The organism is Ewingella americana, assembly GCF_006438725.1.
GTDB lineage: Bacteria > Pseudomonadota > Gammaproteobacteria > Enterobacterales > Enterobacteriaceae > Ewingella > Ewingella americana_A.
This window is the reverse complement of record NZ_RCZD01000008.1, coordinates 203,611-227,904: the sequence shown is the minus strand read 5'-3', so window position 1 is coordinate 227,904 and position 24,294 is coordinate 203,611. Positions and strand designations below refer to the sequence as shown.

At 40.7% G+C, this 24,294-nt stretch carries 25 protein-coding genes; 21 read left to right on the top strand and 4 right to left on the bottom strand.

The genetic code is table 11. The features are described 5' to 3' along the window. Nucleotides 1–150: 150 nt before the first annotated feature. Complete coding sequence (locus EAH77_RS16210; RefSeq protein ID WP_140473856.1) at nucleotides 151–1,350, bottom strand: RNA-guided endonuclease InsQ/TnpB family protein; 1,200 nt, start codon at nucleotides 1,348–1,350, stop codon at nucleotides 151–153. A 79-nt stretch (nucleotides 1,351–1,429) separates the two neighbouring features. On the opposite strand from EAH77_RS16210, the gene EAH77_RS16205 reads away from it, so the two are divergent. The 6 genes from EAH77_RS16205 (at nucleotide 1,430) to EAH77_RS16180 (ending at nucleotide 7,852) form a co-directional block, all read left to right on the top strand. Beyond that, on the top strand, nucleotides 1,430–1,846 hold the full coding sequence (locus EAH77_RS16205) for a hypothetical protein (RefSeq protein WP_140473855.1): 417 nt from the start codon (nucleotides 1,430–1,432) through the stop codon (nucleotides 1,844–1,846). Nucleotides 1,847–1,857: 11 nt separating this feature from the next. After that, entirely contained in the window at nucleotides 1,858–2,787 is a 930-nt protein-coding gene (locus EAH77_RS16200) for a hypothetical protein (protein ID WP_140473854.1), read from the top strand. Between the two features lie 7 nt (nucleotides 2,788–2,794). Beyond that, nucleotides 2,795–4,189 (top strand): hypothetical protein, encoded by a 1,395-nt coding sequence (locus tag EAH77_RS16195; RefSeq protein ID WP_140473853.1) that lies wholly within the window; start codon nucleotides 2,795–2,797, stop codon nucleotides 4,187–4,189. Nucleotides 4,190–4,473: 284 nt separating this feature from the next. Next, entirely contained in the window at nucleotides 4,474–4,842 is a 369-nt protein-coding gene (locus tag EAH77_RS16190) for a hypothetical protein (RefSeq protein ID WP_140473852.1), read from the top strand. Beyond that, the gene (locus EAH77_RS16185; RefSeq protein WP_140473851.1) at nucleotides 4,839–5,750 is read left to right on the top strand and encodes a hypothetical protein; all 912 of its coding nucleotides are present in this window, start codon (nucleotides 4,839–4,841) and stop codon (nucleotides 5,748–5,750) included. Before EAH77_RS16190 ends, EAH77_RS16185 begins: the two co-directional genes overlap by 4 nt. A gap of 11 nt (nucleotides 5,751–5,761) precedes the next feature. After that, on the top strand, nucleotides 5,762–7,852 hold the full coding sequence (locus EAH77_RS16180) for a radical SAM/SPASM domain-containing protein (RefSeq protein WP_140473850.1): 2,091 nt from the start codon (nucleotides 5,762–5,764) through the stop codon (nucleotides 7,850–7,852). Between the two features lie 45 nt (nucleotides 7,853–7,897). On the opposite strand, the gene EAH77_RS16175 is transcribed toward EAH77_RS16180, so the two are convergent. From EAH77_RS16175 to EAH77_RS16165, 3 genes are read right to left on the bottom strand one after another with little or no spacing between them, the layout of a single operon-like run. Then, a complete protein-coding gene (locus EAH77_RS16175; protein ID WP_140473849.1) occupies nucleotides 7,898–8,080 on the bottom strand; it encodes a hypothetical protein in 183 nt (60 codons plus the stop codon). Beyond that, complete coding sequence (locus EAH77_RS16170; protein ID WP_140473848.1) at nucleotides 8,077–8,346, bottom strand: hypothetical protein; 270 nt, start codon at nucleotides 8,344–8,346, stop codon at nucleotides 8,077–8,079. The genes EAH77_RS16175 and EAH77_RS16170 overlap by 4 nt, the downstream gene beginning before the upstream one ends. Nucleotides 8,347–8,395: 49 nt before the next feature. Continuing rightward, nucleotides 8,396–8,764: a hypothetical protein gene (locus EAH77_RS16165; RefSeq protein WP_140473847.1), complete on the bottom strand. Its 369-nt coding sequence runs from the start codon at nucleotides 8,762–8,764 to the stop codon at nucleotides 8,396–8,398. A 117-nt stretch (nucleotides 8,765–8,881) separates the two neighbouring features. On the opposite strand from EAH77_RS16165, the gene EAH77_RS16160 reads away from it, so the two are divergent. The 15 genes from EAH77_RS16160 to EAH77_RS16090 all read left to right on the top strand — a co-directional run bounded on the left by EAH77_RS16160 (nucleotide 8,882) and on the right by EAH77_RS16090 (nucleotide 24,281). Continuing rightward, on the top strand, nucleotides 8,882–9,931 hold the full coding sequence (locus EAH77_RS16160) for a radical SAM protein (RefSeq protein WP_161985813.1): 1,050 nt from the start codon (nucleotides 8,882–8,884) through the stop codon (nucleotides 9,929–9,931). A 1-nt stretch (nucleotide 9,932) separates the two neighbouring features. Beyond that, nucleotides 9,933–11,105 carry a hypothetical protein gene (locus tag EAH77_RS16155; RefSeq protein ID WP_140473845.1) on the top strand — a complete coding sequence of 391 codons (1,173 nt, stop codon included), beginning with the start codon at nucleotides 9,933–9,935 and terminating at the stop codon, nucleotides 11,103–11,105. Then, nucleotides 11,102–12,385: an SPASM domain-containing protein gene (locus EAH77_RS16150; RefSeq protein ID WP_140473844.1), complete on the top strand. Its 1,284-nt coding sequence runs from the start codon at nucleotides 11,102–11,104 to the stop codon at nucleotides 12,383–12,385. Before EAH77_RS16155 ends, EAH77_RS16150 begins: the two co-directional genes overlap by 4 nt. Before the next feature lie 26 nt (nucleotides 12,386–12,411). Then, the gene (locus EAH77_RS16145; protein ID WP_140473843.1) at nucleotides 12,412–13,125 is read left to right on the top strand and encodes a hypothetical protein; all 714 of its coding nucleotides are present in this window, start codon (nucleotides 12,412–12,414) and stop codon (nucleotides 13,123–13,125) included. Between the two features lie 122 nt (nucleotides 13,126–13,247). Then, nucleotides 13,248–13,703 carry a hypothetical protein gene (locus tag EAH77_RS16140; protein ID WP_140473842.1) on the top strand — a complete coding sequence of 152 codons (456 nt, stop codon included), beginning with the start codon at nucleotides 13,248–13,250 and terminating at the stop codon, nucleotides 13,701–13,703. Between the two features lie 42 nt (nucleotides 13,704–13,745). Continuing rightward, nucleotides 13,746–14,627: a hypothetical protein gene (locus EAH77_RS16135; RefSeq protein ID WP_140473841.1), complete on the top strand. Its 882-nt coding sequence runs from the start codon at nucleotides 13,746–13,748 to the stop codon at nucleotides 14,625–14,627. Between the two features lies 1 nt (nucleotide 14,628). After that, nucleotides 14,629–15,087, top strand: coding sequence for a hypothetical protein (locus tag EAH77_RS16130; RefSeq protein ID WP_140473840.1), 459 nt, complete (start codon nucleotides 14,629–14,631; stop codon nucleotides 15,085–15,087). Between the two features lie 444 nt (nucleotides 15,088–15,531). After that, complete coding sequence (locus EAH77_RS16125) at nucleotides 15,532–15,918, top strand: hypothetical protein (protein ID WP_140473839.1); 387 nt, start codon at nucleotides 15,532–15,534, stop codon at nucleotides 15,916–15,918. Next, complete coding sequence (locus EAH77_RS16120; protein ID WP_140473838.1) at nucleotides 15,918–16,388, top strand: hypothetical protein; 471 nt, start codon at nucleotides 15,918–15,920, stop codon at nucleotides 16,386–16,388. The genes EAH77_RS16125 and EAH77_RS16120 overlap by 1 nt, the downstream gene beginning before the upstream one ends. 10 nt (nucleotides 16,389–16,398) lie before the next feature. Then, the gene (locus tag EAH77_RS16115; RefSeq protein WP_140473837.1) at nucleotides 16,399–16,593 is read left to right on the top strand and encodes a hypothetical protein; all 195 of its coding nucleotides are present in this window, start codon (nucleotides 16,399–16,401) and stop codon (nucleotides 16,591–16,593) included. A gap of 159 nt (nucleotides 16,594–16,752) precedes the next feature. Next, nucleotides 16,753–17,247 (top strand): D-Ala-D-Ala carboxypeptidase family metallohydrolase, encoded by a 495-nt coding sequence (locus tag EAH77_RS16110; RefSeq protein WP_140473836.1) that lies wholly within the window; start codon nucleotides 16,753–16,755, stop codon nucleotides 17,245–17,247. A 2-nt stretch (nucleotides 17,248–17,249) separates the two neighbouring features. After that, nucleotides 17,250–17,642, top strand: coding sequence for a hypothetical protein (locus EAH77_RS16105; protein WP_140473835.1), 393 nt, complete (start codon nucleotides 17,250–17,252; stop codon nucleotides 17,640–17,642). A 94-nt stretch (nucleotides 17,643–17,736) separates the two neighbouring features. Beyond that, the gene (locus EAH77_RS16100) at nucleotides 17,737–21,924 is read left to right on the top strand and encodes a hypothetical protein (RefSeq protein ID WP_140473834.1); all 4,188 of its coding nucleotides are present in this window, start codon (nucleotides 17,737–17,739) and stop codon (nucleotides 21,922–21,924) included. 10 nt (nucleotides 21,925–21,934) lie between these two features. Continuing rightward, complete coding sequence (locus EAH77_RS16095) at nucleotides 21,935–23,152, top strand: hypothetical protein (RefSeq protein WP_140473833.1); 1,218 nt, start codon at nucleotides 21,935–21,937, stop codon at nucleotides 23,150–23,152. Nucleotides 23,153–23,168: 16 nt separating this feature from the next. After that, entirely contained in the window at nucleotides 23,169–24,281 is a 1,113-nt protein-coding gene (locus EAH77_RS16090) for a hypothetical protein (protein WP_140473832.1), read from the top strand. Nucleotides 24,282–24,294: the final 13 nt, after the last annotated feature.

Sequence of the window (24,294 nt, the reverse complement as noted above, 5' to 3'; positions counted from 1 at the left end):
CCCAAGAAACCTAGTTAGAATGGTAGTCATGAGCTAAATATCTTAGCTTCCTGCCCTCGGCCTAAAGAGTTTTAATCCCTAAGGAACTCTTTAGTTTGTTTACCAATATCTGGCAGGCGTAAATTTCCGAGTCAAGCTCTCGGTATTAATCTAACTATATAAAGCTAGATAATCTTTAGTGGCCAGCAGTTCACCTGTTGTAATAAAATGCTGACCCCAGTAATTGATATTCTTAGCAGCATTGACATCTCGATCAATTTGGTTGCCATGGCAATCAGTGAGAGTTCTGCATTTTAACGTCATATTAGAACGATATTCACCCGTATCATAGATAATACGGCTACTAGCAAACCATCGACCTGTCCAGATCAGATGTTTACCAAATTCCCTGCATTTCTCTCTTAAGAATGTTACGAATTTTGCCCAACCTGAAGTCATTACTGATTTAGCTAAACGATGATTAGAACTCATACCTTGAATGTTTAAATTCTCAATCGTTATTAAATCAAATCGACTAGCTAGCTGATAAGCTAATTTACGTAAATAATCTTCTCTCTGATTAGCAATTTTTCGATGGAGATTAACTAATTTCTGCTTAGTTTTCAAACTATTGTTTGAGCCTTTGGTTTTCTTGCTCAAAGATCTTTGAAGCTTCGCTAATTTTTTCTCAGAGGTCTGATAATGTTTAGGAGAGTATATCTGTTCACCGTTGGATAAGGTGAGGAATGTTTTCAAACCAAAATCTATTCCGATAGAGTTTTCAATAGCTTTTTCTACTGGAATAGTCTCTGGATATGCTTCTTGTAATTCAGTTCGAAAAGCAATATACCATTCTCCATTAGCTTCTTTGGATATATGCGCACATTTAATCTTTCCAGACTCTGGCATTTCTCGATGAAGGTTTAACTTGAACCATCCGAGAGTCCCAAGTTTAACTTGAACGTCTTTACTATTTTCAGGATTAATCCAGAGACATTGGTGATTTTGCCAAGAATTCTTTAAATCAAGTGCAGATAAATAGAAATTCTGTTTACCTCTTTTAGATTTGAATTTCGGAAAGCCCTTATTATGGATAAAGAAATTTCGATAAGCCGCATCTAAGTTTTGCAAAGATCCAATCAGTGAAGTAGCCGGAGTTTCTTTCAGCCAAGAATAGTTGGAATCTTTCTTCATCTGAGTTAAAAGTGCTGAAATATCATTATGTGATATGCTAATTCCAGTTTCTTGGTAAGTTTTCATTTTCATTTCGAGAAAATGGTTGAATACAAAACGAGCGTTGCCTACTGCCTGATTCAATTTCTGAATCTGCGGTTGATTGGGCAACAATCTGAATTTGTATCCTTTAAACATAGAACTTCCCGTTAAAATATACTTATATAATATATTATTGGTTTTTCCTTTAATAATCAAGGAATTAAGGATTCTATTTATGGCTTATGAAAGTAAAGCTACCCTAACAACTAAAGGCAGAATCTATCGCTGCGAAGAGTTGGTTACAGGGCAAGCTGCTGTCAAAATCGTTGGGTTCTGTGTAGGAACTCAAGGTTATGACCCAAACGATGTCTCGACAGCTTTAACTCCAGACCCTACTGCTGAAAGCCTTGAGAATGAAGTATTCCGCGATAATTATGACTCTGTGGAATTCTTAAACCTCTTTACTCCAGTATTCGTCTGCGTTCTGGAAGAAGCCGAAGCGGTCGGGCCTGTTGGTGAAATTGGCTTACTGGCAGAAGTGGTTCTCGGTCCGGACGTTGGTGAGGTCTATATCCATGCTATCATGCATACCCCTCAATTCAACAAAACCAGTGATCAGACCCAGACTTACCGGTTCACATTGCCAGGCTAAGAGGTAAGAATATGTTCGATGTTATCACGCAAGGGACAGATGTTCCAGCAGTATACGCTATTCACTCGTTTAATAGCGCTGATACTACTAAAATGCTCAATGATTCCTCAAAAGATATCAGCCCTAAAGGTATTTATTCTGGAGGTCGACTGGTTACTGGCGGTCGCTTGGCAGTGGAAATCGAACCTTTCGCAGCTAAGACTATCGAAGGGATGACTCTTCGAAATGATCTAACCAATACCCGAGTTATTATTCCAGCTACTGGTAAGATCTATATGATCTGCCTCTACTCGAAATACTTACCTTCGCAGGCTTCTTATGTTAAGACTGTTGCTATCCCTAGTACTGATTATGAAGACCATCCTGATCGAGCTTATCTCATATGCTTTGGGATGTGTGATCTTACTGGTGGCAACGATATCGTTCTTCCTGGTAATTTGTCTGAAATTGGTCGCGATAATGGCCCGTTCCAAGAGAATGGAACGCTGGCGAATTACTCTCAAGAAGTATCTGCGATCTTAGATACTTTTTCCTCTTCAATCTTTGATGAAATGGCTTTCGATGGTTTTAACACTGACAGCATGATTAATATTGACGACACAACCATGTTGTTCAATAAGACTCTGCATTGCTTCCAAGCTAAGCAACGCGGTGATAAAATCTCATCCATTAACCTGCTCCCAGATGCTTATATTAATAAGATTCTGAAAGTAGCAGTATTTGTAGATCATAATGACCCCGCTCCGATTATCAAAGTCCGAGCCAATAAAGGGGCAGATCCTCAAATAGTAACAACTGGTCAACTCACAACTCTAACAATGTCTGGATCTCAGCTGTACCTTGAATTTATCGCATCGACTCCGGACAGTCGCATTTATAATTACCTCATTCTCTTCAATCCATCAACTGATCTGGAAAAAATAGATCCCGATTCGATCTGAGGTAGTTATGGAGATTAAAGTAGTAACATCTAACTATCTGACCAAGAGTAATAATCCTGTTGCTTATGTTCAGTTGACTCCGACCGATTATAACCGAATGTTGGTTGCGATCCGTCGTCGAGTTAAGAAAGATGGAGATACCTTAACGGGTGCTCTTCTGAATTATGCACAAGATCCAACATCAACTAATCCATTGGAATTGGTTAGTCGTTATTTCGTGGATCACGGAGATGCTCTGGTTCAGAATAACTTGAACACGCATGTTGCAGCAACAGATGTCCACGGTGCAACCAGTAATAGTACTGCCAGCCGTTTAATCATTCGTGATGCGACTGGACGTGCTCAAGTAGCTAATGCTATCAATCCTCTGGAAATTGTGAACCTTCAGACGATGCAAGCGGGCGATAAAGCAGTATCTGATGATCTGATTGAGCACATTGTTGATCCTACAAACCCACACCCTAATGCAACAACGGATATCGCTACTCCAAGTATGCTGATCATTCGCGACATTAATGGGCGTGCAGAAGTTCGTGATGCTGATCTGACTAAAGTTAATCAGATTGTCAATGTGACCACTTTGAACACTGTTGCAGATAATAAAATCGCTGCACACAATAAAGAAACAACCGTTCATGGTGCAACTTCGGATAACGTAGCTAGTCGAATCATTATTCGTGATGCAAATGGTCAAGCTAAAGTTGGTAACCCGACCGAAGACGATCATATTGCGAACTTTAAATCAGTTAAAGATTCTAACACTGCTTTAAAAGCGCATATTGACAATGCAGATAATCCGCATCCGAAAGCAGCAGATACTGCAGCGACTGCCGGTAAGTTAGCTCTTCGTACAGCTAATGGTCAGATTAAAGCTGCAGATCCTAAAGAGGATGATGATGTCGTTACCAAGAAATTCATGCTGGAGAGTAATAGCAGTGCAGTTTCTGATCACGCCAAATTAACAACTGCTCATGGTGCTGTTCCAGATGCTACTGCCAATCGCATTATTATTCGCGATGCGAGCGGTCGAGCTAAAATTGCTGACCCCTCTGCAGTATCTGAAATTGCTAACTTAGGTACAGTCAATGCTGTTCGTCAAATGTTGGAAGATCATATTGATGACGGTACTAACCCACACCCAGAAGCCAGTACGTATGGTGCGGTTGCTAACATGTTGGCTCTGCGTAATGCGAACGGTAATATTCAAGTGGGCTGGCCAGGAACAGATTCAGATGCAGCGAATGTTGGTTGGACAAATGCTAGCATAACTAATCTACGTAACGTGGTAGCAGTTATTAATCCAGGCGCACCTAAGCAAGGTGATGAACTCATCTCAAATAACAAGTTATATTTCTATATTGCAGGCGGCTGGCGTCAAGTATGGCCATCTACTTATAGTTAATGAGGTGACATATGGCCGTAGTGACGAGCAGTACACAACGAAATTCATATGGCATGAACTTATCTGATTTTCAACGTAATCGGATAACTAATGCCATTAACACTTTACGGGGCTACAATTCGACATCGCAAATTGAAGCTTGGGTCTACAACGATATTAAAGCGATCATTTCGGATTTCCGATCGCACACTCACAACTACTATGATTTGATGAACAGTATGACAGGCGCGGCAGTAGACCGAACCACTAGTGTTTATCGTCAGAGATAATTAGGAAGCTAGCAAATGGCTATTTCGAGCGGTAATGAGGTTAAAGCCTCGGAAATAAACAATGAGGTTATCGAGCCTTTAAAGTCGTTATCTCATGACCACACCTTTACAGATTATCAGCAACGCATTAAGCAGAACTCCAAAACGGGTGCGGTAGACGAGACTGAAACTCAGAGCCAAACGGATACCATGCAACCTTATACTCCTCCGCAAATCGGAGGAGTTACTGCTGGTGCGGAAGCTAATGCTCAAGCAGCTCCTAAAGAGATTGCCAATTTATTAGACAGTTTGCTGAACCACACTCACGTTTACCTAGATGATTATGGTACTGCGTGTAACTGTAATTGCAACTGTAATTGCAACTGTACTCGAGGAATCATATGAGTTCAGTTAACAATATTCTACTTATCAGGGAGGGCGATTATAAGCCCAACTTGTATTTAGACTTTCTGGCTCAGATTCGCGATTTTACAGAAGCTGATGATGCTTCATATGATTTCTTTGTCACGACTGCAGATACTTTTAACCTTAAGAAATCCAAGTCTGAAAAGGATTTCGCCATATATCCTCCCGCCGCTAATCCGCAAGACGAGCCATATGAGTTCTCAGCAGAACAAGTAATGAATGCTCATTTACGTAGTGGTTGTGACTTTGTAATGTTAGCCTCTGTAGCTCCAAAGGGCAGTGATATTGTCTCTGCAGTTGATTGCTTAAAGAATATGCAGTATCTGGCAATGGCTAAAGATGGCAATATGATTGAAGCTTTTAGCCGAAAACTATATAAGCGAGATGAAGTAACCATCATTCCTTTTATAGTAACGTTCAAGTATCCTGATCATAACATTGTGACGGCCGCTACTAATTCCAAGTTGATTTCCATTCAGGAAGACTTAAGAATTAAGCAAGATGATTGGCGAGTGGTAGAACTCTTTTCAGAGGAACCGGCTAATGCATCATGCGTGGACTCTCTATTCTTACCTCAGCTAAATATTGGCTCTGGATTCGAGTTTAATAATGCGATATACCAATGCGAAGGTGAAGAACTTTCTCTAGATTTGTTCCATGAACTGTCTATCGCTGGTCAATGTCCTAATGTGATTTCTCCCGAGGACTTCACTATTAGATCGAATATGAATTATCGTTGGGAAGAATCCAAGCTAGTATTTAGTTTGTCTAAAGACAAACATGCTGGATTCTTAAGTATCTTTCTTGATTTCGGGGATATTATGGAGTGTAAACATATTCATAAAAGCGAACTCCCGAAATTCGATTTCAAAGTATTTCATTATTAAGGACACGTGCAATGTCTGAAACAGCGAAGGTTGAACTTCTTAAGAAGTCGGCCAAGAAGCATCTAAAGAAACCAGCGGATACTGAAGTTGATTCAGTGATAATGGCTAAGCCAGACTCTGCTGTCCGTAAATTTGAACCTATGATTGCGGTGACTCAAATTGAAACGAAAGAACTCGACTTCGTTGCTCAGCCTATTATGTCTGGCTGTGGTTCTTGCGGTTCTAGTGCTGACAATGGTGGCGGTTGCGGTACCTCAACTGGCGGCGGCTGTGCATCTTCCTCGCACACGCCTACATTGGATCATCATCATGGTGATGGTTGTGACTGTGGTTCTTCCGAAATTAGTATCGAAGATTCAAAGGCTGCGAAAGCCGGTTTCGACTCTGAGTTAAAAGCTCGAATGATGGTTCATGCACCTACTGCTAAAATGAGTAATGGTGTGCTGGAACTGTCTGAAGAGACTCTGGTTAAGCCTAATGGTCGAACCTCTCAGGTTAAGACTTTCAAGGTAGCCACCTCAGCAGAAGATGATGTTCGTTCCCTTAATGATCAACCAGAACTGCGAAAAGCATTGTTTGGTGATCTGCAACATATGAACGTCATCGTAACAAACGCCTGTAACCTGAGTTGTACTTATTGCTATGAACAGCATAAGAAAGACTACGGTAAATGGGATCTGAACAAGCTGAACAAGGCTTATGCGTTCTTGAAGAACAATAGCCAAGCAGCTCAGAAAATCTTCCAATTCTTCGGTGGTGAACCTCTTATTCACAAGAAGTTGATTATGGATTTCGTTCGCCATAATGCCCCTGAACTTGAGAAAGATGCCCAAGAGATTCAGTTCGGTATGGTCACAAATGGCCTGTTGCTGGACAAAGAGTTTATGGAAGAGTACTTCACCCATAAATTCGCAACCATGACGATCTCTTTGGATACTATTGATGTTACCAAGGATCATCGCCAATTAAAACAGGAAGATATTGATCACATCCTGAGTATGGTTGAGCTGATTCCAGAATATCACCGTAACGAGAAGCAAGTAGTTATCCGCTGTACTATCTCCCAAGAGACTGCTCCAGACTTCCCTCGCTTTGCAGACGTTCTGGCAAGTCATGGTGTGAATAATATCATTGTTCACCCACTGACAATGTCCAATTATCAAGGTCAGATGCAATGGCCAGAAGATATGTGGAACCAGTTACAGCGCGATATGTTCGATGCTGGCGATCGCCACCCTGAAATGGAAATTCGTTTCTCTGAAGGTGTAGGCGTGAAAGGTGCTACCAACTGTCTGGTTGGTTCTGGCATGATTGCAATGGATGCTTCAGGTGACTATGCAGGTTGCTACTTCTTTACCAACATTAAAGAAGCGGCTCATCCATATATTCTGGGTAATATCTTTGACGAGAAAGTATATCTTAATCGTTATCGCACATTCCAGAAGAAATATGCGGATATGCTGGAACGTCCAGAATGTAAAGCGTGTGATCTAAAAGGCTTCTGCTATCAATGTCCAGCTGGTAACTTGGATACYGGCAGTAAAGAAATCTTCCGSCCGGATGGTATGTGTAAGAAGATTGTTAAGATGTATCTGGATGTTCAAGATCGTCTTACCAAGAAACAGTTCATCAAGAAAGCGAAAGCTATTAAAGAGGCAATTCTTGAAGAAAACCGTCTGACGGTCATGAACCGTTCAATGTTCCATCTGGTTTGTAAGACTCTGACGGGCTATTTGCCTAAGCATGAAGTCGTGCAAATGATCGAAGCCAACAATGCAATGCCGCATTATAAAGTGCAGGCTGCTGCGTTTTCTCACTTGAAAGATGATTATGCTTTCTGTGGTTGTGCCGGTACTATCGACACTGATTACAAAGGTGCAGAGATTATCCACAAGATGAAAGGTCTGGCTCCGATTGAAGTCCATCAGGCTTATCGCGATGTTTTAGATGCTCATGGATTGCCATTAGATCAGGCAATGGGCTTTAAAGCAACGGATTCTGAAACAGAAATCTGGTTAGTAGCGATGATGCACTTAGTGGTTCTGAACAAAACTAACCATGTTGAAGTTCGTAACTCACAAGTGAACCATGCCATTCTTTAAGTAGTCTATACAGAACAAAGGCGACCCATTGAGGTCGCCTTTTTATTAGCCTTTGTAATCTTTAACGAACTTCTTACCATCGGGATTTAAATCTAAATCCTCAATAAGTTCATGACGGTGAATTCGATCTTCTGGAATTTCAATCTCACCCTTCTCGATTGCAACGGCTTCTTCGAGAGAACTTTTCAGATCTTCAAAGAATGAATTCTCTTTCTTTTCTTTAGTCATAGTTCAACCCCCTCTCTACCGACATTATCCCGTAACCATTGAAGCTCGTTCGCTCGGTGTTCTTGCCAAGCTAGTAGCGTAGCCTGATCGGATAATCCTCCAAATTCTGGCATATAAGCTCGGATTGCCCTTGCTCGTTCAGATAATGGTTTGGAGTCATCTCGGATAAACTTAGACGCCAGTTCTCCATAAGCGATAATTCCAAAGCCCTGTGCTGGAAAGTGTGATTCTAATTCTTCAATATCAGTAAATTCAGATTTCTGCATTAGCGTCTAACACCTATATAAAAATGCAAGATTACTGTTATATACGATACTATCTCTCAGAGGACAAATAAGGTAAAAATCTTTCCATTATCCGTTGAATCAGATAACAGAAAGTCTCATTAGTACTCTCTACTTTTACCGGTTCTTGTACAATATTGCATATCTCAAAAGTCGCATGTGCCGCTTCGTGAGCTAAACAAGCTGCTGAATTATTGAATACTGCTATTATTATAAAAGTGCGTTTTGAAGTTTGATACATCCACTCAAAGCCATCGTAACCTTCAAAGTCGAAGACTTTTCCGGATAACTTCTTGATGTATTTTCTCGCTATTTCTTTGTCAGTAAAGAAAACTATTCGAGCACAGTTAAATAAAGGTACTCTCATCTCTGGAGGTTTAGAAATCTTAGTCTTTTTCATGTTGATTTAATCTTTGAGGGGGTATAACTAATAATAACGCTTTATTCAAGATTGTTCTGAACATAACCAGTTATTATATAGATGTTAACACTTTAGTCTTATTCATGGGAACTCATTTTGAAAGCATTGCAAGATGTCAGCATCTACCTAGGCAACATCTGTAACTTCAATTGCACCTATTGCGATCGTCGTTACGTCAAGTCTATGGGTAACCAAACCATGGCCGCTTTTCAGATCCCACACCTTATCGACTTTTTCAGAAAGTTAGAAACTCGTCCGGATATGATTTCTTTTCATGGAGGAGAACCTTTCCTTTATGTTGATGTCATGGATGGTATTTTGACACGCTTAGTAGCTGATCTGGATTATAAACCTCGAGTCTTTATTCAGACTAATGGATCTCTGCTGCTTAAACATCAAGACTTTCTCGAAAAGTGGAAGGATTTCCTGTTCGTTAGTATTAGCTTTGACTTTGCATTTCAAGGAGTTAACCGTACAGAGTTCCCTATAATTGAGAGCATTCGAACGCTGAACTCTCTGGGAATTGGTGCGCAACTTCAATATGTAATGCCACTAAATAATAAGCAAGTCTTCTCAGTTAAGTCTGTGGAGTCCATCCTTGAAGTCTGGCGTTCATGTAAAGTAGAGTCACTTAATCTGATCCCATTGCGCCATATTCGCGGTAAAGACCAATTTAAGGTCTTACTGCATGAGCTGAATATCCAAGCTGTTATTCACGAGCTACTTCGCTTTATGCAGATTCTATATGTTTATGGAATCAATATTTATGTCGATGGGCATTCTGGCGCCGAGATTGATAAGAACTACTTTGTAGATCATAAGCAGATGGTTCTTTCTCCCGATGGATATATCTATCCTGAGTATGACTTCTTAGAATATCGAGTAGTAGGTTCTCGTCTGGGAAGCTGGCAGGGATTAATAGACATACAGCGTTCTAATTCTCATCAAGAGGAAATGTTAGTGCCGAAAGTATGCCTAACTTGTCCATCGAAAGACACTTGTGGATTGAAATTCTTGCATTCCTTGTTTGAGTCTGAACCTCAGCAAGACAAATGTTCGACTTTCTATCAAGGCATCACGATAGCTGTTAAGCATCTGGCCAAACTCAAATCCAAACAAACACTATTACAACATTTAGGCGTCTGATATGTCCGATATTATGACCGACATGGATACTCGAAAGATCCCTTTCGCAGAAGATCGATTCTCCACCACAGAGAACCTATTAGGCTTCTTCTTGTTCCGTGATAGTCTGCATCATATGGGTGAAGTCTCATTCAGTGCAATGAAGACTTATTATTGTGGTGCTGGTTGTAAGATGTGCTATCTGAAAGATGATTGGCTACCTCGCGGTGAGATGATTGCCCGCAATGAGGGTCTGAAGATCAGTCCTTTCATCGAGCATAAATTCCGGAAAATCTTTGAGATCTTCGGTACAGTAGAATGTCTGGACGATTTACGCTTTATTAAAAAGACGCATCCAGACTTGTTCGACTTCTATAAGCGTAATGGTAAATTGATTGGTGCGCCATCTTTTACCGATAATGCTTTGATGCAGCAATATCGAATTGTTCTTGATGATCTAGATATGAAACGTGTATTTCAGATCTCTTTGTCAGAAGAATTCATTAATAAGCGTTTCGATAAAATTGTCGAAGTCATGGGACTGCTGGTTCAAAAATATGGAATCATTCCCGTTTTCAAAGTCATTATCACCTCGGAAAATCGTCTAGAGCACAATCCAGAAATTCGCCGATTCATTGACAAGGTTCGTCATCTGGTGGATAAAGTCGAAGTTCAAGAAAACATTGAGCAAGAAACACGTGGCATCAATGGTCTGAGCGGTGACAATGGCGATCTAACGTGGGATGATACCTACTACTTTGAGAATATAGAAGGTGGCAATCGCGGAATGTATCGTGTGTTGCAGAACTTCATTTTCTTGATTCACGATCGCATGTATTTTACATTCGAAGAATCTATTGATGCTGATCCTAAGAAGGCTTGCTATAACCTCTTAATGGATGAGCCATCTGCGGCTTCAATGTGTAGTCAAACTCTGGCAAATAAGTTAGCTACTTATCGTCGCTATGCTTCAGAGATTCAGTTCCGTGATAATCGCTATTTTGAATATTTCAATCTTATTGGGAACTCATTCAAAGTCAATCACGATTTCAACTTCATACCGGCACCTGCACTGGAACCTCGTTTTCATGTTGTTAGTCAACTACAGAAAGAAGGTTTCGTTATGTACAAAGAAGGATACTTCCGCAATGACGGAAGGCCAGCTAAGTCTATCATAGAGGCCATTCAAAAATGATCTTCACTTTCCAAACCGAAGATGGTAGTCAAGAGATTCAATACTCAACCGAATTCCATATTCTCATGAGTAATGGGAAAGAATTCTTCAAAGAAGAAGTCGATGTATCCGAACACCATGCTCATGTGATGCAGCGTGGCAAGTTGCGTAATCCTAAAGTGTTACGTATCCAATTAGGTCAGAAATGCAATATGGCCTGCTCTTATTGCTTACAAGATCCACTGGGCGATAAAGAAGATCTGAATGCTACCAATGAAGTATCTGCATTCATCGCTAAATTGAAAGCCACTATCGACTTCTCAGATTTAGAACGTATTGAACTCTGGGGTGGAGAGCCACTCCTTTATTGGCGTAAGATCCAGATTATTCTTGAAGAGCTGGACAGCAAAGATGTTACCTGGTCAATGGTTACCAATGCTACCAAATTAAAATGTCGTCATGTCGGAGAGATTCGCAATACTAAAGGCGATTGGAATATCGCTATCTCTCATGATGGCTTAGGACATGCTGAATTACGCGGTAAAGAAGATCCATTCAAGATCGAATCTGCTAAACGAGCATTCGATTTGCTGATGTCTCCTAATCCGGAAAAGAATTCAGTATCAGTTTCTATTAACTCTATGATCTCTGAGAACAACTGGGATGTCTATTCCAATCTCAAGTATTTTCATGCTATCAATCCGAACTTGCTGGTCAATTTCGAGCTATTATCAGCTTATGATGATTCTTCTATGTCTCACGTTCTCGATAAGAACATGATCAAGCATATGGATAGTCTGGAACGCGTCATTAAAGAGGCATCATTTGCTCAGATTAGTGGAAAACCAGCACCTTTCGGGAATAACTCTTTGGTACATTTCTCGATGGGCTTCTATCCACTTCTGAAATCATTCCAAGTTAAGAACACTGCCCCAGACCATTACGGTTGCGGTGTGGATAATGATCAGGTATTATCTACTGATCTGAAAGGTGTCTTGCTCCCCTGTCAAAATACCTCTGCTGCTGACTTTGGATTTGGTACTCTGGATACTATTGATGCATCCAAGATGACTGAAAAGGTTCAGCTGACAGATAAATCTAAATGTGAAAGTTGTCCAGTGGTTAGACTCTGCAAACGAGGATGTCCATTAAATTCTACTGACAGTTCTTATTTCAAGAAGAATTGTTCGGCTCGTTATGGCCATTACATGCAGCTACTTCAGACAACAATGACTCTAGGCTTGCAACAGAGTTCTCCTTTCCGATTGAAGCGTGAAGAGTTAAGTGTTCGTAATATTTAGTAGGAAATACTAATAGGCCTCACTTAATGCTGTACATTACTTCACTAAAGGATCGGGATTTACTTTGGTATTCGCTTTGGAGTACTGAATTTAAGAAAAGATACGGTAGTTGCATTGATATTACAAAGCCTATTTGGGGATCGACAAATAAACACTGGACATTGTCTGGTTTAAGAATTAGAGACGTCAATACTTTGGTTGACGTTACTTTATTGTTCACTGATGGGCGATTCGGCTATATATGTAGCGGATTCTCTTTTGACAATGTTGTCTGTGAACGAAAGATTTTACATGGCCGAGATTTAATGGAAGAGATCATTGCTTATGCAAAGTCTCGGACAGGTATCTCAATGATGCTGAGAGCAGATAGTCTTGAGAATGATTTAGAATCGTTCTTGGGAACTATCTTGCAATTAGGGGATCATCTGACAGCATTAAATCCGAGCATGGTTCGTATGGGAACGTGTAATCCAGTAACTATTTCATATGAATCAAAAGCATTAAATACTCGGACAATTGCTGAAGAATTGGCTAAACGCGGTTCTCGGACAATAACTTATCTGATAACCAGTAATAGGTTTGATAGTCTCCTAGGCTTCACAAATTACTTCGAAGCTTACCTAAAGGAGAATTTCTCATCGTTAGTTAGTAAGACGTTGGGAGCTCGTTATAAGTTTAAAGCAGGTGTTAAAAAGCAGGGCGATCATCTTGCATTTAGTTTGACAGTGCTCGCCCACTAAAGATTTACTTCGAAGAGCCTAAACTCCAAATCTAGAATCTTCGACCTCATAATAACCCTTATAAGTAGTTCAAATCCTATTTCAGAAGACTTAAAAATGATCAAATTTGTGAAGGAATGTGTATGTCAATTACAAAACCAATGTACTTTGATAACTGGAACCCACGCAAGTCCCTGATCAATCTATTAGGGGTTTCGGTCTGCAAATTAGTTGCAGTTCCATATGAAATGTCAGAAAAGATCGTGGGGAACTTCTTTAATATTCAACTAAAATCGGACAGCCCCAGTTCGTGGATGTTCAATGTCAGATCTCATAAATTAGGTCTTGATATGGACATAGCAATTAATCGTGGACAGTTAGGTCGAGTGATTCTTATTACTCTGAAGCGGAAATGTTCTGGCGGTCACAAGATGCGTTTACTTAACGTAGAGCTTGAATCTCAAGATGCAGAAGACGCTATCATTCAGTGTTATCAAGAACAATGCCCCTCATTAAAAGAGATAATTCAATCTGGATTAGAATCTAGCCGGCGTCCAAAACCGAACAGTTCTGGTCAGTTGGAATTAAACCTCGCCTAATTGCGTTAAAATGGGATGTTACCTTTACAAGGATTTCATCCCATGACTACTTCCAAGATTATTACAGCTATCCAAGCAGCCATTACTGTGACTACTACGGATCAGCGAGATATTAAATACCTCAAAAACCTCATGATCAATCTTGCGAAAGATGCTCAGGGAGCTCCACAAACTTTCGTAATATCTGATCCTCGCAGTGAATGTATCTGGCAAAAGCGTATTGATGCTAAGACAAATCTGTGGGCTTTCAACGGACCAGAAGTATTCATTTACGGACCACAAGGCCAAGTAAGTACTCGAGTTGATCTCCTATTTGATGACGGCGTGCGCGGTTATATGTTGGTAGGTTATCGAATTACTGCCTATGCTGCTGGTCAGAAAGAGAAGTCAATTACTCGTACCGAAGGCGCTACAACCATGCAGAACAATAAAGTTCTTAGTGGTCTAATTAAAAGCGCAGTCTCTACTCTTCTCGGATTTGATCCTACCAGCGCTGCTATCCGGAATTCTTCTGATATCGTTTCTGTAGTTAAAGAAACTCTGCAAGCATTGTCTCGCGAATCCTCCAGCATTATGGCATCTGCTGTTATCCTGAAATCGTTACAAGTTCAGTTACCTGCATCTGTGAGCTTTACCCTCGGTATGACAACCGTTTCAGATCATAATGTTCTGGACACTGGCGATAAATCTATTGTTACTCGCCTTTATTCAGCATTAATGTCATCTAAAGATACTGAACTGGAAATGACCGCTCAGTTCCGAGATGCTGTTTTCTCTTATGGCGGTATGGTGAGCGCATTTGACGCTGCTCTCGAAGTGTTCATGCTTAAAGCTCGACCAAGCCTTCGAGTGTCGGTTCTTTCTGCAAGCAGTTCTGGCTCAACTGTTTCAGTTACTCTTAAATTGTCTAAGCAAGGAGCGTAATATGTCAGTGCGCACATCTCAAGTAACTAATGCCATTAAAGCTGTATCCGAGATTAAAGATGGTTTGGCAGCATTCACCAGTCTAGAAAATCAGGCTCAATTATGGTCGCAGCAGTTCTATAAGAATCTGACTCGTGGCACTAATGGAATGCTGGATGGTGATATTTCAGACTTTAAAGTTATCGTTTTCAATAACCGCAAAGGTATGACCCTTCGCTTTGATCATCTAACATTCGAACCGATCAAAGGTGATAGTGACGATGTAACATCTGCATATATCACTATTGATTTCGTTGAGGTGAATGCCACTCCAATTCGTCAATTCCTTTGCGAAAGCATGGTCATCGGTTACACTAATGTTGATACCGGTAAAACTGAGATTGCTTTTAGTAAGCACGTAATGTTGAAAAAGCTGTCTGAATTCTATGATGTAATTTCTCAGTCACTGTCTAAAGTCTGATGGATATTTCTGAGTAAGAACTCGTATATAATGGTGATAAGAAGTTGGAGGAAGCAGCACCTCCGGTTTCCTAGTCCGGCTCGGAGGTTGCCGAGTACAGCTTGCAGATGTTAGTTCCAGTAGCGGGTTATGGATTTTTCTCCAGAGTTTGTTCCGTGTGCCTAAGTTATTCCCAATCTTTCACATTGGGATTCGCTAACTGGATTTAAGCGAGCATTAGTGTTTGGAAGTGTTTTTCTTCGGGGATTCCGAACCTCGATAAAAGATTAACGATAATTTCCTTACTCTGAGCTAGACGAACCAAATATTACGACGTTATCAATTCCATTGGCATTACTTCGCCTGAATCACTTTTGTGGTTCGGGCTTTTTTCTGTTATATGCGCCTCAAAAGTCAGTATAATGGGTTTGGGTTATCCGAACCCATTATTCGAGGAGCAGTACCATGGAATTTTACTTAGCATTACATTCTCTCCTCAAAGACCTGCTTACCCTGGCAGGGTTCAATTTGCAGCCTGAACATTTTATTGCGTTCGTTGCGGGCGTTGCACTTCATACGGCTAAATATAGCTATCAAAATAAAGTAAAACCGTGGGATCTGTGGACGCATGACCGTAAATGGACTCTAGCTACTTTAACTGCTGCAGGTACTGCTCTGTTCGCACTGGATCAGTATTATGTTCCAGCTAATCCGGCGTCGAACGCACCACTCTTCATTTACTTTGTGACGGGTGCTTTCTGTAACAGCTTCTTCAACAGTAATCCAGATGTGTTGAAGCAGAAAATCGCTGAACGTGTAGCTAAGAAAATTGGTACATCTCAGGAGAACTGATGGCTATTATACTAAGAGAGGGTTCTGTAATCTCTTTTAGTGCAATGTCTGATGACTTCGATGAAAACAGGGGTGAGTTTACTTTGCTTGCCCCTTCCAAATCGCTGCTGTTATCGGATGCACTAAGAGCACTGAATGGTGCATTGGAAGGTATTCGCCGGACTTGTCCTGATTTCCAATTCCATTTCAAAGACATCTTTATTAAGCCTGAAGATGTTGTCTCTAATTACAAAACACGTCCTCGTGGAAAATACTGTCCTAGTATGGATTTGAGCTATTCTTGGCTTGCTGCTGGATTTACTTTAGCTGCACAAGACTACCTCTTTACTCGCTATGGAACGAATAAACGGAATGTTACTCTGGCTTTAATCTCGGTAGGCTTTGTTCTGGATTATGATCAAAATGAACAAATGCATTTCCGTTTAGGATTGCCGCGGGAAGAGCTGTACCACAAATGCTATTTAGCATAGGAATTCGAGGATGAAATTATCAAGTATTAATGCTTCCATCTTTGCTGTCTGTGATTTGCAAGGTATTGGTTTAGAATTACGCCAATACCTGTTAATAGAATCGGATAAATTCCATATAGATGATACATGTCAGATCGTTGTAGATATTACTGTAGCTTCTGGTACTCTCCAAATAGATATCTTTTTTATGAAAACGCTCCAGTGATGTTGAAAGTTTATTTCACTGTAGAAAATATGCGATTTGAATTTGAAAGATTTGAAACTTTTGGCGGGAGTGAAAAGCTTGGTTCTTTCTACGTTAAATCATTAGACGATCTCAAGATGTGTTTAGCCTTTCAATTAGACGATCTCTTTGGAGCATCTTATGTCTCAGTTAACTAAGAATTTCTCCACCGATGAGGTTGGTCATTCAGATACTGCTATTCGTTTAAGTATTGACAATGTTCCATCTCCTAAAGTGTTAGCTTCTGCTCAAGCACTAGCAGAGAACGTTCTGCAAAAGATCGCAGATCATTTCCAATCTCCAGTTATTATTAATTCTTGGTATCGTGGAGAAGCTTTGGAACGTGAAATCACCAAGAAAGGTTATACCAGCTGGTGCGCTAATCGTGGTGTAGCTCAAAATGAGACTTCTTGGAAAGATTACTTTTCTCGCAAATCTCATCCAAATGGTGAAGCTGCAGACATCACTGTTAAAGGTGTGGCTCTTCGTGATCTATATAATTGGATCAAGAGCAATCTGAAGTTTGACCAGTTAATCATTGAAGGCTTTAAAGGGGCTGGCTCTGGTTGGGTTCATGTATCATGGAAATCCGAAGGTGCTAATCGCAATCAAGCTTTTGAAATCCCTGAGGGTTAATCATGCGAAATCTTCGTAGACCATTTATTTTCAACGAAACAGGCTCCAATACACTCCACCAAGAAGGTCTTCAATCAACTTCTCGAACGGGGTATATCTGGCGCGAACGTATACTTAAAGCAGATTTTGCTAAGTTTAAGTGTTCGAATATGATTTCGAGCCAAGATAACACTTGGGACGTTCGAACCTTATTCTTTACATTACCTGCAGAAGGTAGCTTGAGCGTCAGGCTAACTCTCCGAAAAACTGGTTCAGCACACGCTTATACACAAGTTGAGTATGCCTCTGATAAAGATGCACGTATTCACGAAGTCAACTTTAATAACGTGTGGGATGAGATTATCGTTGAGGGTATTGCTTGTTCCCAAGATGTGATCAATATTTTGGTCAGCTAAAAGTAAACTGTAAATCTAAAGGCGGGGATTACCCGCCTTTTTACTGTTAAAATTGGTAATAATTACTTTGGAAGTAGATTAGGAGCTGACGGGTATGCAAACGTTATCAACTCAATCCGACATCAATTTAGTTGCTGACATATCGGTCGGTCAGCTTTCTAGCCCCTCATCTTCTACTTGGAACAGTATTGTTACTGACATCTTACTGCCTGGTATTTATAAAGGCGGTCAGGTTAAGCCGGATTCAGGACTAAGGGCAGTTATTGCTCCTTTTGTCGCTCGTACTCCGGACAAAACTATTCGGGTAAAAGGTGATGCGTGGATCTCTATTACGTTCCCATCCTATGGTGAGTATTTCGTAGTAGCAGATATTGATCAGGATTCTCGACTGAAAGATATGCTTATCATCAAGGCGATTCCAACATCGGCTTATGATGATACCTCAATGGTTATCTTTGCGAAGGTCATTATCCCACGTCAGGCTACTCAGCTGACAGAAGCGATGATTGACACTGCATCTTTCACAGTACGCCGCTCATTAAATCCTGATCAACTCTTTGGTAAGCTCAAGAGTGGTCGTGGTCAATTCAAAGTAGATCCAGTCATTAATCATGATATGGGTCATCAGAAATACGCAGTATTTATTCAGCCAGAGATCGATGATGGCTCTATAGGTAATATTAACTACACAAGAGAGAATAGTAAATCAGTTATTACTAACACTGGCACATCAACCGGTTATTTCTCTTGGTTATTGATTATTGATACAACAGCAGTTATTGCGGAAGGTTCCGTCTACGGTCAGACATTAGTCACACCGGCAGAAAGCGAACTTCGACATAACTTAAACAATGCCAATTACTTCCCAGTTATTACTCCAATGGAAGAAGTAACTGGTAAATACTGGGTTACCAAAGATAAGAACTTCTTTACAGTTCAAACTGAAGAAGGGAAATCTTTCCGTTCTATGTGGGCTGCAATGCCTATCAATAAGAACTTGATCACCGGTGTAGCATCGTTCACCGATAAAGAGATCATTCACGGTATTGGTAACACTGATTATCGCTTCTTCTGGGTATCTCTCAGCCCGAACACTCCAAGTGATTCTCCGAAATTCACTTACGAAGGTAACCGAATCGTCTTGGATAGTGCCAGTACTGGTATCTTCCAATATGTAATCGTTAAAGATACTCWTGCCCTAAATGGTAAGTTATCTGCCGGAGTATCTTTGGATCATCAGCTTAATCGCGATGATTATATTGTTCTGGCTTCGAATAGAGATTCATTGCCATTTGCAATGTCCCTTACCCATAACAGCATCTTCTTAACCGAGGGTACTAACGTAGATGTCTCTATCATTCCAGCATCTACTAGTTGGGCATTAGGGGATTGGACTCGTCCAGCACCTTCTCCTCGAACTCACCGTATTGAATTTGCGGGCTTTGCTACTTCTTCAAATACAAAAGGCTCAACGGTTCTGTATCAGCTGTGTACTCAGCGAAACATCATCCGAAAATCAGTAGCTCAAGTATTGCCGGCAACTCCATTGGGAGAACCACTGACTCTGCAATTCTATATCAATGACATTCTTAAGTCAACGATGACTATTGCAGGTGATTCAACGGGTGCTTCACAGATCATGGCTCCAATTGAAGTTAATATTGGCGACATTATCAAGGTAGTTCTGGTTAGTAATCCTCCGAAAGCAGCAGTTGCTTATAGCTGGTATGGTTCCGGTGAAGTTCAAGCTGATACCGATTTGGAAATGGAACTGCCAGAGAATGCTCCAGCTTTCTCAATCATTCGCGAACGTGCTGTTACTTATCCAGGAATGACTGGCGATGTAACTGTTCCAGAGTATATTGTCGGTGCAAATACCTTAGGCTTAACGCTTAATGGAAAAGAAATCTATCTCGGGAAAGATTATGACGAGAAAGATAGCAAGACGATTACGCTGAAGAAAGGTGTATTGATTGCTTCGGGCGATTACTTAGAAGCTACAGTCTTTAAAGGTGAGCATCCACAATCAAGTGCGTACCTTAATGGCCGACCTTTGACTGCCGAAGAAGCCGAATTCTTACATTGGGCTAAAGGTCAGATCACGGATATCCGTGATTGGATTGCAGCGGGCTGTCCTGGCATTAAGATTGATAAATCTATCATTACTGCAATGGGTACTCTTGAAAACGATCTGAAAGGTGATGTTGAAGGTAATGTTTCTGGTACTGCTGGAAAACTTCTTAACTTGAAGCTTAGCGGTCAAGAATTGCAGACGATCATTGATCAGTTGACTTCTAAGAAGGATACTGACCTTCATTATCATGATTTAGATCGTAAACGTGAAAATCATACTGGTCAGCAGAAATTATCAACTATTATTGATGCTGGTACTGCTGCTGGTAAAGATTACACGGAAACGCTAGAAGCTGGCAAAGTTGTAATGGTTAACAAAGATGGCAAAGTTGCTGGACTTGTTCACGATAAAGATTTAGGCTCGGCTGCTAAGAAAGATGTCGGTACTGCCGCTGGCAATGTTCCTCTTATTGATGAGAAAGGATTACTTCCAGTTTCTATCATTCCGGTTCGGAGCACTGACAAATATGATGTTGGTTATCTGAAAGGGCAGATTCCTTATCTGGATGATAAGGCGCTTCTTCCCAAGACTATCCTTCCCGTTAAGGATGTTGCTTATCTGGAAACAGGCACTAATGCTGGTAATGTCGCAGTCTACGACGAAAAAGGTAAGCTCGGAAATACTGTTGCTGCCTCTGATTTAGGTTCGGCTGCTAAGAAAGATGCTGGCACTGGTAAAGACATGGTTCTCTTACTGGATGCAGATGGTAAGTTCGTTTCCGACTTAATTAAAGGCTTGGGAACAGCATCTAAAGCCGATACGGGAAATAAGAAAGGTAATGTCCCGATTCTGAATGATGCCGGTAAGATTGATAGTTCTTTACTAGATATTGACTATATTGGCGGTCAAGTCCAAGTTAAAACTGGTACAAAACCTGGAGAAATTCCAGTTTATGATGAAGATGGTCGCCTCTATAATACGTTAATTAAAGGTGATCTGGGAACAGCAGCTGATAAAGATGTCGGCGATAAAGCTGGTAATGTCTTAGTATTAGATGCCAATGGTAAAATTCCATCAACTATGGTTAGTGGTTTAGGTTCTGCTTCTGGCAAAGATGTGGATAAACCTAATGGCGTAGCTGGATTAGATTCAGAAGGCATGTTCCCTTACACTAAACTTTCAGGCGTTCCAAATGCTCTGGATATTACTTTCGGTAGTGATGTCGGTAATGTTCCAAAGTATGATACCAATAAGAAGTTAGTTAATACAATTGCTCCTTCTGATTTGGGAACAGCGGCTAAAGCAGATACTGGTTCAGCCGAAGGTAATGTTCCAGTCTTAGATGTAAACGGTAAGATAGCGAAAGCTGTCCTACCTTTGGATGATAAATCCGCAGCTTATTATCAAGTCGGTAATACTAAAGGAATGATTCCTGCTTTGGATGATACCGGTAAATTGCCAGTGTCGGTATTCCCAGATAACTTGATACCTGATTTCACTATCGGTAATAATGCAGGAAATATTGTTGCAGTTGGTGAGGATGGTAAGATCAATCCAGGCATACTGCCTAACTTTAAAGATGGTGCATTTGCAGACATCGGTAAAGCTCCGAATGGTCTGATGGCATACACTGCAACTGGTGATTATCCAGAAGACCTTATGCTCAAGTCTCAATTGGGCACATCTGCTATGATAGATACTGGAGACGAAGAAGGTCTCATTCCAGTATTGTCGGTAGATGGTTTAATGGATATTGGTTCTTTAATAGCTAGCGATCAAGCAACTGATTTGAATTTATTCAAAGCAGACTACTTAGATACTATCAATGGTTTAGGTGCTATTGCGGGACTTCGGGCAGTTGATGCTCGTCGCTATATCCAGAAAGCCAATATCGTAACGGTTGCGGCTAATGTTGGGGCTATTATTCCGGGTTGTTTGAACTTCATCGATAATGGTGCAGTAGCAGCATCACTAACTCTTAACACAGACTCAGCAAGAACTTATCTAGCGGGTGAAACGATAACTCTAGTCTTCTCTAAAGCGAGTCAATTGCCGACTTATCCGGTTACTCTGGGAACTGGATTTGCTAAGTTCTTAGGCGCTGCGAATACATTACAGTTTGATGATGCCAATCTTAGTGGTGAAATTAAGCTGATATATGTTGGCGATGCTTACGGTTGGCATGTTGTTTATCCTAACTTGGCATAAGGATTAAGTCATGTTAAAGTTCTCTCAACTCAATGGTGGCATGGAGGCCACCAAGAACCTTTCTGAAGTGCCAAACACTACGCAGGCTCTCAAGAATCTCCGAGCGTTTCGTAGTGTTTATGGCCAGAAAGGTGAAGTTCTTTCTTTGTCATCTGATGGGAGTCTAGTTGTGACTCCTTTAGTGTCTCAGGTCAGGATTGCCACAACGGATGCTGAACTTGCTTCTGAGAAAAATAATATTGTCGGATTCAAAGAAATCTTTGATACTTGGCCTCAAATCTCTATTGGTCAGTTGTTCGATAAGACTATTGAAACGGTTCCGGAAGAATTAAACATTTGGGATTATGATGCCACCACTGGTAATGTTTATGTGACCACTGATACTGTATCACAGATTGGTTTTATCACTCCCAAGAGTTATGCCAGCTATATCTTTGAGGTTCGCTTAAAAAGCTTTACGGCGGATACTGCAAAGTCTCAAGGTGATTTCATTGGAGTTATTCTAGCATATCAGAAAGATGAACATGGAATTCAGCATACGTTAACAGCGTTCCGAACTCTTCAAGGCGGTATTTCTCCTAATTATTCAGGAACTCCAGGAAAGAACGACCTCTTTTCTTGGAACGTAGTGTATAATGCTGCTTATGGCGGTTTCTCAATAAACACTCCGGAAGATTGGGCTGCTTATGGTAAAGGTCGCTATATAGTTGCTGAAGGCTCTCAATCAATCAAGTTTGTGGCTGGAGCTGACGGTAGAACCAATCCTTTTTACGGGCCATCTCCTAGACAAGCTGAATGGTCGGATCAGCCATCATGGGCAAACTTCCCAAATGGTTGTAAAGTAAAAGCTATTCGTACTGGGAATATTATTACAGCAGTAACATCAGATTTTGATAATCCTGAAGTCTATGTTGATGCTTCTACTTTGACCATAGATTTGGATTCTGATCCACGTCTGGCTATATTCAAAGGGAGTTCAGCTCTCGGATATACTGCATGGTCTCAGCCTTATTGTAGCTTTGATACTTTAATGTTCAGTGGTGGTAAGAATATTATCGTGGATGCTCGCACCAAAGAAGTCTGGAGTTATAATGGAACTGCTTGGGTACTGGCTCCAGAAATCTCAATCTTGAACCTTATTTCTATAGGTAAATTCGCATATAATCCCAGCACTTCTAAGCTGTATTTCTGCAATTCAGATTTAAAACTTGAAGAAGTGTCTATATAATGGGTCGAGGTATAAAATGCTGAAAATGTCGAGTCTGATGAATTCTCCTTTGAGAAAGAATAACAATTTATCAGACGTTGCTAATACATCTGCTGCTATTTCCAACCTGAAAGCATTGCCGGCTGTTCTAGGTAAGAATGGTCAGGCTATTTTCATATCTGAAACGAATACTTTAGGTAAAATCGTTTCAGATAGCATCTTCCGAAAACTGCGTCTAATCAGTTCTGATGATGAATTGACTTTAGAAAAGCAGACAATCAAATCCTTTAAAGAGGTCTTTGATACGTGGACTCGTTCAGCTACAGTTCCTGCAGAGTTGAGCGCGTGGACGTATAATGCAAATCTAGATATAATCGCTAATACTACCAACTCTTCTGGATTTGTGGGAGTAGCTAGTCCAGACAGTTATTCTAATAACGTCTTTGAAATCACTCTATCATCTACCAATGGTGATGATGATCTCATTGGAATAATTCTGGCATTTGCTCGAGTTGGCACTAAAGATTATACTCTTTCTGCTATCCGCAGTGTTGGTGGTTTCGGTAATGGTAAAACAGCAGGAATCTGGTCGATCGTTTATAACTTAAGTCAGCCTGATCAGAAAATTATCTTTAAGAAGAGCGGTGAGCTGAAATGGGGTAATGGTGGGGTAGGCGAAACTGGTGCTGAATCTGGTTATGTAGAGGGTACTGCTGGTCAGGGTTGGAATGCATTCCCTAATGGTGTATCTATCAAATCCACTCGAGATGGTGATTCATTTAAAGTAATCACTACTCAACTTAATGATCCAGACAATTACGTTGCTTCTTCTGAAATCTCTTTGGATTTGAACTCTGATGCAGTTCTTGCAGTCTTTAAAGGTTCTGCTTCTGTAGGGTTTATGGCTCTCAGCCAAGCAGCATCTTCTTGGAAAATTAAGACCTTCTCTGGCGGGCCGAATACTATTATTGATTCTCGTAATGGTGGCGTTTTATGGTCTTATGATTATGCTAGCTCTTCTTGGAAACAAGATACTTCTTATCCAATTGAGAACGCTATCTCAGCTGGACGTCTCTATAGTAATGAAACTACAAAAGCATTATTCTATTCAGAGCCGGGAGATACCATTAATCTGACTCGATTAAAGTAATTACAATCGATGT

What these genes read in the sequence shown, in the direction of transcription:
- EAH77_RS16110 (WP_140473836.1), top strand. Translation starts at nt 16,753, where the DNA reads ATGTCTCAGTTAACTAAGAATTTCTCCACCGATGAGGTTGGTCATTCA.
- EAH77_RS16140 (WP_140473842.1), top strand. Translation starts at nt 13,248, where the DNA reads ATGTCAATTACAAAACCAATGTACTTTGATAACTGGAACCCACGCAAG.
- EAH77_RS16095 (WP_140473833.1), top strand. Translation starts at nt 21,935, where the DNA reads ATGTTAAAGTTCTCTCAACTCAATGGTGGCATGGAGGCCACCAAGAAC.
- EAH77_RS16175 (WP_140473849.1), bottom strand. Translation starts at nt 8,080, where the DNA reads ATGACTAAAGAAAAGAAAGAGAATTCATTCTTTGAAGATCTGAAAAGT.
- EAH77_RS16165 (WP_140473847.1), bottom strand. Translation starts at nt 8,764, where the DNA reads ATGAAAAAGACTAAGATTTCTAAACCTCCAGAGATGAGAGTACCTTTA.
- EAH77_RS16135 (WP_140473841.1), top strand. Translation starts at nt 13,746, where the DNA reads ATGACTACTTCCAAGATTATTACAGCTATCCAAGCAGCCATTACTGTG.
- EAH77_RS16210 (WP_140473856.1), bottom strand. Translation starts at nt 1,350, where the DNA reads ATGTTTAAAGGATACAAATTCAGATTGTTGCCCAATCAACCGCAGATT.
- EAH77_RS16205 (WP_140473855.1), top strand. Translation starts at nt 1,430, where the DNA reads ATGGCTTATGAAAGTAAAGCTACCCTAACAACTAAAGGCAGAATCTAT.
- EAH77_RS16130 (WP_140473840.1), top strand. Translation starts at nt 14,629, where the DNA reads ATGTCAGTGCGCACATCTCAAGTAACTAATGCCATTAAAGCTGTATCC.
- EAH77_RS16125 (WP_140473839.1), top strand. Translation starts at nt 15,532, where the DNA reads ATGGAATTTTACTTAGCATTACATTCTCTCCTCAAAGACCTGCTTACC.
- EAH77_RS16170 (WP_140473848.1), bottom strand. Translation starts at nt 8,346, where the DNA reads ATGCAGAAATCTGAATTTACTGATATTGAAGAATTAGAATCACACTTT.
- EAH77_RS16195 (WP_140473853.1), top strand. Translation starts at nt 2,795, where the DNA reads ATGGAGATTAAAGTAGTAACATCTAACTATCTGACCAAGAGTAATAAT.
- EAH77_RS16155 (WP_140473845.1), top strand. Translation starts at nt 9,933, where the DNA reads ATGTCCGATATTATGACCGACATGGATACTCGAAAGATCCCTTTCGCA.
- EAH77_RS16145 (WP_140473843.1), top strand. Translation starts at nt 12,412, where the DNA reads ATGCTGTACATTACTTCACTAAAGGATCGGGATTTACTTTGGTATTCG.
- EAH77_RS16090 (WP_140473832.1), top strand. Translation starts at nt 23,169, where the DNA reads ATGCTGAAAATGTCGAGTCTGATGAATTCTCCTTTGAGAAAGAATAAC.
- EAH77_RS16120 (WP_140473838.1), top strand. Translation starts at nt 15,918, where the DNA reads ATGGCTATTATACTAAGAGAGGGTTCTGTAATCTCTTTTAGTGCAATG.
- EAH77_RS16115 (WP_140473837.1), top strand. Translation starts at nt 16,399, where the DNA reads ATGAAATTATCAAGTATTAATGCTTCCATCTTTGCTGTCTGTGATTTG.
- EAH77_RS16105 (WP_140473835.1), top strand. Translation starts at nt 17,250, where the DNA reads ATGCGAAATCTTCGTAGACCATTTATTTTCAACGAAACAGGCTCCAAT.
- EAH77_RS16150 (WP_140473844.1), top strand. Translation starts at nt 11,102, where the DNA reads ATGATCTTCACTTTCCAAACCGAAGATGGTAGTCAAGAGATTCAATAC.
- EAH77_RS16185 (WP_140473851.1), top strand. Translation starts at nt 4,839, where the DNA reads ATGAGTTCAGTTAACAATATTCTACTTATCAGGGAGGGCGATTATAAG.
- EAH77_RS16200 (WP_140473854.1), top strand. Translation starts at nt 1,858, where the DNA reads ATGTTCGATGTTATCACGCAAGGGACAGATGTTCCAGCAGTATACGCT.
- EAH77_RS16190 (WP_140473852.1), top strand. Translation starts at nt 4,474, where the DNA reads ATGGCTATTTCGAGCGGTAATGAGGTTAAAGCCTCGGAAATAAACAAT.